At 70.0% G+C, this 4,717-nt stretch carries 7 protein-coding genes; 2 read left to right on the top strand and 5 right to left on the bottom strand.

The window, feature by feature from the left end; genetic code table 11:
* The coding region (locus RIF89_RS11140; RefSeq protein WP_375294474.1) for a TerC family protein at positions 1 to 353 on the bottom strand (353 nt) is incomplete at its 3' end.
* A gap of 117 nt (positions 354 to 470) precedes the next feature.
* Between RIF89_RS11140 and argG the strand changes: the two genes are divergently transcribed.
* The gene (gene argG / locus RIF89_RS11135; RefSeq protein ID WP_309069179.1) at positions 471 to 1,913 is read left to right on the top strand and encodes an argininosuccinate synthase; all 1,443 of its coding nucleotides are present in this window, start codon (positions 471 to 473) and stop codon (positions 1,911 to 1,913) included.
* Between the two features lie 74 nt (positions 1,914 to 1,987).
* Here argG and RIF89_RS11130 read toward each other — a convergent pair whose 3' ends face one another.
* Positions 1,988 to 2,173 carry a DUF5302 domain-containing protein gene (locus tag RIF89_RS11130; RefSeq protein WP_309069178.1) on the bottom strand — a complete coding sequence of 62 codons (186 nt, stop codon included), beginning with the start codon at positions 2,171 to 2,173 and terminating at the stop codon, positions 1,988 to 1,990.
* A 127-nt stretch (positions 2,174 to 2,300) separates the two neighbouring features.
* On the opposite strand from RIF89_RS11130, the gene RIF89_RS11125 reads away from it, so the two are divergent.
* Positions 2,301 to 2,723 (top strand): VOC family protein, encoded by a 423-nt coding sequence (locus tag RIF89_RS11125; protein ID WP_309069177.1) that lies wholly within the window; start codon positions 2,301 to 2,303, stop codon positions 2,721 to 2,723.
* Positions 2,724 to 2,735: 12 nt separating this feature from the next.
* On the opposite strand, the gene RIF89_RS11120 is transcribed toward RIF89_RS11125, so the two are convergent.
* From RIF89_RS11120 to RIF89_RS11110, 3 genes are all read right to left on the bottom strand, one after another.
* The gene (locus RIF89_RS11120) at positions 2,736 to 3,455 is read right to left on the bottom strand and encodes a hypothetical protein (RefSeq protein WP_309069176.1); all 720 of its coding nucleotides are present in this window, start codon (positions 3,453 to 3,455) and stop codon (positions 2,736 to 2,738) included.
* A 47-nt stretch (positions 3,456 to 3,502) separates the two neighbouring features.
* Positions 3,503 to 4,174, bottom strand: a complete 672-nt coding sequence (locus tag RIF89_RS11115) for a methionine ABC transporter permease (RefSeq protein ID WP_375294473.1) — start codon at positions 4,172 to 4,174, stop codon at positions 3,503 to 3,505.
* Positions 4,171 to 4,717, bottom strand: a 547-nt coding sequence (locus RIF89_RS11110) for an NIL domain-containing protein (RefSeq protein WP_309069175.1), incomplete at its 5' end; no start/stop codon positions are given. The genes RIF89_RS11110 and RIF89_RS11115, both read right to left, overlap by 4 nt.

Raw genomic sequence — 4,717 nt, 5'->3', positions numbered from 1 at the left:
CCGTGGTCGTCCTCGCCCTCGAGCCGGTGGTGGATCTCCGTCACGGCCTTGTAGACGAGGAACAGGCCGCCGACGATCAGGATCAGCTCGCGCCCGGAGAAGTCGAGCTCGCCGATCGAGAACAGCGCCTCCTCCAGCGTGATGATCCAGCCGGCGAACAGCACCAGCACGATGCGCATCAGCATCGCCAGCGTGAGACCGAGGTTGCGGGCCTTCGCCTGCTGCTCCTTGGGCAGCTTGGCGGCGAGGATCGAGATGAAGATGACGTTGTCGACGCCGAGCACCACCTCGAGGACGAAGAGGGTGACGAAGACGAGGGCCAGGTCGGGTGTGAACTCGAGCGCGAACTCCATGCCGCAAGCGTGGCGTGAGGTTGCTATGTCTTCGCTGTGGATCATCGGGCGCCCTCCCGTCCGGCTTCGCCCGCGACCCGGCGGGGCGCTCAGCCGACACGCCATAGGATTGAGGGCATGTCGAAGGTCCTCGAGTCACTGCCCGTCGGCGAGCGCGTCGGCATCGCCTTCTCCGGGGGTCTCGACACCTCCGTCGCCGTGGCGTGGATGCGCGACAAGGGCGCCGTCCCCTTCACCTACACGGGTGATCTCGGACAGTACGACGAGGACGACATCGCCTCGATCCCGGGTCGCGCGCTGCAGTACGGCGCCGAGGCGTCGCGCCTGATCGACTGCAAGCCGATGCTCGTCGAGGAGGGCCTGGGCGCGCTCGCGTGCGGCGCGTTCCACATCCGCTCCGGCGGCCGGACCTACTTCAACACCACGCCGCTCGGCCGTGCCGTCACGGGCACGCTGCTCGTGCGGGCCATGAAGGAGGACGGCGTCGAGATCTGGGGCGACGGCTCGACCTACAAGGGCAACGACATCGAGCGGTTCTACCGCTACGGCCTGCTCGCCAACCCGCGCCTGCGCATCTACAAGCCGTGGCTCGACGCGACCTTCGTCAGCGAGCTCGGCGGCCGCACCGAGATGAGCGAGTGGCTCGTCGCGCACGGCTTCCCGTACCGCGACTCTGCCGAGAAGGCCTATTCGACCGACGCGAACATCTGGGGCGCCACGCACGAGGCCAAGACGCTCGAGGAGCTGAACGTCTCGCTCGAGACGGTCGAGCCGATCATGGGCGTGCGGTTCTGGGATCCCGCGGTCGAGATCGCCCCCGAGGACGTCACGATCACGTTCGAGGCCGGCCGCCCCGTCGCGATCAACGGCACGGAGTTCGCCGACGCCGTCGCGCTGGTCCAGGAGGCGAACGCGATCGGCGGGCGCCACGGCCTCGGCATGAGCGACCAGATCGAGAACCGGATCATCGAGGCCAAGTCGCGCGGCATCTACGAGGCCCCGGGCATGGCGCTGCTGTTCATCGCCTACGAGCGCCTCGTCAACGGCATCCTGAACGAGGACACGCTCGCGACGTACCACGAGCAGGGCCGCCGACTCGGCCGCCTGATGTACGAGGGACGCTGGCTCGAGCCGCAGTCCTTCATGCTGCGCGAGTCGATCCAGAAGTGGGTCGGATCCGCCATCAGCGGCTCGGTCACGCTGCGCCTGCGCCGAGGAGAGGACTACACGATCCTCGACACGGCGGGTCCCGCGCTGTCGTATGCGGCCGAGAAGCTCTCGATGGAGCGCGTCGGCGACGCGGCCTTCGGCCCGACCGACCGGATCGGCCAGCTCACGATGCGCAACCTCGACATCGCAGACTCGCGCACGCGCCTCGAGCAGTACGCGGCTCTGGGCCTGATCGGCGGCCCGACCGCCGAGCTCGTGGGCGCGCTCGAGCAGGGCGGCGCGAACGACATCACGCTCGCCGCCGAGCCCGCGGGCCTCGGCGAGGGGGAGAACGCCTCCGCGATCGAGGCGGCGAACGAGTCCGCCGCGTTCGATTCCGGCACCGACTGAATCCCGTCTGCCTTGATCGGCCCGGACTCCACGCGGAGTGCGGGCCGATCGCGGCAATCGGCGTCCTTTCCGGATCAGCCCGACTTGCGGCGGAACTCGCGCTTGCCGCCCGCCGCGCCGTGAGCGCCGTGGATCGCGCCGGTGTCCCGCCGGCCCGGTGCGCTGCCATGTGCGGCGTCGCGGGCGCGCTTCTTCTCGAGCGCCTCGCGGAACTTCGCCTTGGCCTCGTCGCTCGCGGAGTTCTTCGATTCGTCACTCATACGCGCAAGTGTAGGCAGTCCGTGTCGGAAGGGAACCGTTCATCCGGCGGCCTGGCGGATGTCGGCGGCTGATGTCATCCTCATCCTGGATCCGGGCAGCGGGCCCGGTCGACGAGAGGACGCTCCCATGGGCTACCAGGTCGCTCCGTACATCTCCTTCCGCGACGAGGCGGCGGAGGCGCTGACCTTCTACCAGTCGGTGCTGGGCGGTGAGCTCAACATCATGAAGATGGGCGAGATGCCGAACGCCGACCTCGACGAGGCCGACCGCGACAAGGTGATGCACGGCCAGCTCGACCTCGACAACGGCTTCACGCTGATGGCATCGGACACGCCGACGGGCATGGAGTACGACGCCGGTGCGCGGATCACGGTGTGCCTGTTCGGCGACGACGGCCCCGAGCTCAGCCCGGTGTTCGACAGGCTCGCCGAGGGCGGCCAGGTCGTCGAGCCCTACACGCAGGCGCCGTGGGGCGATTCGTTCGGCATGCTCACCGACAGGTTCGGCGTGCCGTGGATGCTCAACGCCGGCAGCGGCGAGCAGGGCTGATCCGGGCCGAGCTCACTCGGCGGTGAGCTGGTCCACCAGCTTCTGCGCGGTCTCGGTCGCGGCCGTCACCACGTCGTCGCCGAACGCACTCGACCCCGTGACGTAGGCCGTGCCCACGGCCGCGGTCACGGTCGCATTCGTGACCTCCGTGCCCTGGACCGTCGTCGTGGTGACGGTGCCGTAGGCCTGGTCGGCTCCGGCGACCTCGACGTCGACAACCTCGATGTGCCCCTCGAAGGCGTCGCCCGTCGCGGTCGTCACGGTGATGTCGGAGCAGGCTCCACCGGCAGCGGTGTTGGCGTCGAGCGCCGTGCCGACGATCGCGGGGTCCGCGAACGACATGATGCCGCCCGTGACACCGGTCTGCTCGTCCATGCCCACCGCGAAGGTGCTCTCGTTCTCCTGCACGAGCGCGAAGCCGCTCTCCATGAGCGCCTGGCACTCCGCCGGCTCCACGGTGACTCCCTCCAGCGCGCCGGCGAGCGCGTCGACGCCGCCCTGCGCCTCGATGTCGATGAGCTGCAGTCCGGCCGCCGCGACGTGCTCCTCGAGGGTCTCCTGCCCGAGGGGCTCCGAGGGCGCCGCCTCCTCCGCGGGCGCCGCCGACTCCGTGGGCGCGGAGGCGGAGGCGCTGCCGTCGGGCTGGTCGTCAGCGGCGGGCGCGGAGCATCCCGCCAGAGCGAGAGCGGCGAGCAGAGCGACGGGAGCGAGGACGCGAAGAGCCTTTTCCATGCGTCCAGTATTCACGGGCCGGCGCGCGTCGCGCCCCGCACCGCCGCCTAGCGGCGCAGCACCCTCCGGGCGAGCCAGTTGCCGAGGCCCTGCACGAGCTGGGTGATCACCACGATGATGACCAGCGCCGACCAGGTGACGACCTCGTCGAAGTTGCGCAGGCCGTACGACACCGCGTAGTAGCCGAGGCCCTGGCCGCCCGCCAGACCGGCCACGGCCGACATGTCGATCAGCGCCACGATCGCGAACGTGTAGCCGAGGATGAGCGGCCCCGCGCCCTCGGGCAGGATCACCGTGCGGATGATGCGCCACGGGCCGGCGCCGGAGGCGCGCGCCGCCTCGATCACGCCCGGGTCGACCGTGACGAGGTTCTGCTCGACGATGCGGGCGATCGCGAAGGTCGCGGCGAGGGACAGCGCGAAGATGATCGCCTCGTTGCCGATGCCGCGCCCGATCACCAGCCGCGTGAGCGGCTGCATCGCGACGAGGAAGATGATGAACGGGATGGGCCGGATCGTGTTCACGAGCGCGTTGAGGATCGCGTAGACGACCGGCTGCTGCAGCACGCCGCCCCGACGTGTGACCGTGATCGTCGTGCCGACGACCAGTCCGCCGATGCCGCCGAACAGGAGCGCCGCGACGACGACCCAGAGCGTGATGCCGGTCTGCTCCAGCAGCTCCGGTGCGAGCTCGGAGAGGCGGTCGAACAGGTCGGTCACGATGCCACCTCCGTGATCGTCACGCCCGCCCCGACACCGGCGAGCGCCTTGCGCACGGCCGAGTCGTCGCCGCGTACCGCGATGGTGAGGAGTCCGTAGACCCGTCCCTGGATGTCGTCGACACCGCCGTGCACGAGGTTGAAGTCCACGCCGGCGCGGGCGAGCGCGCCGAACACGCGCGCTTCTGACGCCCCCGCGTCCGTGAACGAGATCGTGAAGAGCCGGCCCTCGTGCTGAGCGCGCAGCGCGGCGAGCGCGTCACCGTCGGGGAGCGCACGGACCACGGTGCGGACGAACCGCTTGGCCGTCTCGGTCTGCGGCGCCGTGAAGACGTCGTACGTCGCACCCTGCTCCACGACCCGGCCGCGCTCCATGACCGCGACCTTGTTCGCGATCCGCGCGATCACGTCCATCTCGTGCGTGATGACGACGATCGTGACGCCCAGCTCGCGGTTCACGCGCGCGAGCAGGTCGAGCACCTCATCGGTCGTCTCGGGATCGAGCGCGCTGGTCGCCTCGTCCGCGAGCAGGATGGCAGGCTCG

It is taken from the genome of Microbacterium sp., from assembly GCF_031178525.1.
Classification (GTDB): Bacteria; Actinomycetota; Actinomycetes; order Actinomycetales; family Microbacteriaceae; genus Microbacterium.
This window is presented reverse-complemented; position numbering and strand designations above follow the sequence as displayed.

Coding starts and splice junctions, on each gene's coding strand:
- argG (WP_309069179.1), top strand. CDS start 471: ATGTCGAAGGTCCTCGAGTCACTGCCCGTCGGCGAGCGCGTCGGCATC.
- RIF89_RS11130 (WP_309069178.1), bottom strand. CDS start 2,173: ATGAGTGACGAATCGAAGAACTCCGCGAGCGACGAGGCCAAGGCGAAG.
- RIF89_RS11125 (WP_309069177.1), top strand. CDS start 2,301: ATGGGCTACCAGGTCGCTCCGTACATCTCCTTCCGCGACGAGGCGGCG.
- RIF89_RS11120 (WP_309069176.1), bottom strand. CDS start 3,455: ATGGAAAAGGCTCTTCGCGTCCTCGCTCCCGTCGCTCTGCTCGCCGCT.